Genomic DNA, 1,182 nt, shown 5'->3' with positions numbered 1-1,182 from the left:
ATTGAATCCAGATGTGATCGTTAAGAAGACAATCTATCGGAGTTCTGCAAGAATTAATGATCGACAAAGGGACCAAGTGAAGAGAGTTTTGCGTAGTCAAGGGTATCAGGGAAGAATTAGTAGTATTCGATACACTCGGGTAAATTACAAGTATTCCTTTAAAGTATCCGTGAAGTATCAGGGGAGTGTCGGTAAGTTTTTGGTTAATACAAAGAATGAGACAGTTGAATTCAAGGGAATGGCCTAGACGTAATTTCAGTGAATTTCACAAACTCATTTTCCCCAATTAAAGCCAATCTGCGACCTATACCACTTCTTTTTTGGACAAGTTCACAATCAAAAAAGAACGGAATGTGGAAGTACCGCGGTGAATGTGGGTTACTTGGGATAAGCCGCCTTATGTGAAGTAGAAATTGGTATACTAAAAAAGGCTCCCGGTTTAACACTGGAGGCCTTTTTTCTAGGTTACATATTTTGAGGATGAATGTTTTTATCTTCGTAGCTTTTACTTGGGTGCTGTAACATGACTGCTTAGTTTTTGGTGCCGTACCCCGCAACAGATGCGTCGCTTACAGATGTGTCGCTTCGTTGGTATTATCTTAAATGCTAAGTACCGAGTTGAGAAGGATCATAAAGATATTGGCGTCATAATCCCACTGGACGACGAAGAACTGAAATTTTTAATGACTAAAGCCTTGAGACGTTACTTTAACGCCCTAAGAAGCAATGAGAAGCACATCAAGAACGTGGAAAACTACCTGTACGGCACCATGCAAAATCTATTTGGTGTTTGGTGGAATAAACAAGCGGCTAGAGAATACGCGGCCAAACACCCCGAAGAAGAAAAGCCGGCCGACAACGACAACAGTGGGTTGTACTACTAGTCCTAAAAGGCTACAAAATCCTTTCTAAGCAGTTTTAAGACTTACTAACCTCTCTCTTTATACTTAAGCTAGATTTAAATGGCTTAAACAGAAGAATAGGGGCTTTTAAATGAGTGTCAGAGCTAACCAGGCTAACCAGCTCAAAAGTTCAGCCTTTAGATCAACGCCAAGCTCAAGTGATTTGAGGCCAGGGCTTTATCTATTGATCAGGCACTCAAAAGGTAGTATAATGGTAGTAGTAGAAGAAGGGAGATGAGACAATCATGGCAGTTAAGGAAAAGAAACGGGTCCAAGTCAA

1 pseudogene is annotated in these 1,182 nt (G+C 40.7%); it reads left to right on the top strand.

Annotation, left to right across the window (positions count from 1 at the left end):
* Window positions 1–527: 527 nt before the first annotated feature.
* Window positions 528–884 (top strand): annotated as a pseudogene (locus tag IV64_RS12575) (replication initiator protein A); the annotation flags it as partial.
* Between the last annotated feature and the right edge of the window lie 298 nt (window positions 885–1,182).

This window comes from Lactiplantibacillus xiangfangensis (assembly GCF_001438845.1).
Taxonomy (GTDB): Bacteria; Bacillota; Bacilli; order Lactobacillales; family Lactobacillaceae; genus Lactiplantibacillus; species Lactiplantibacillus xiangfangensis.
The sequence above is the reverse complement of the archived record's forward strand: the minus strand, read 5'-3'. Positions and strand labels throughout refer to the sequence as shown.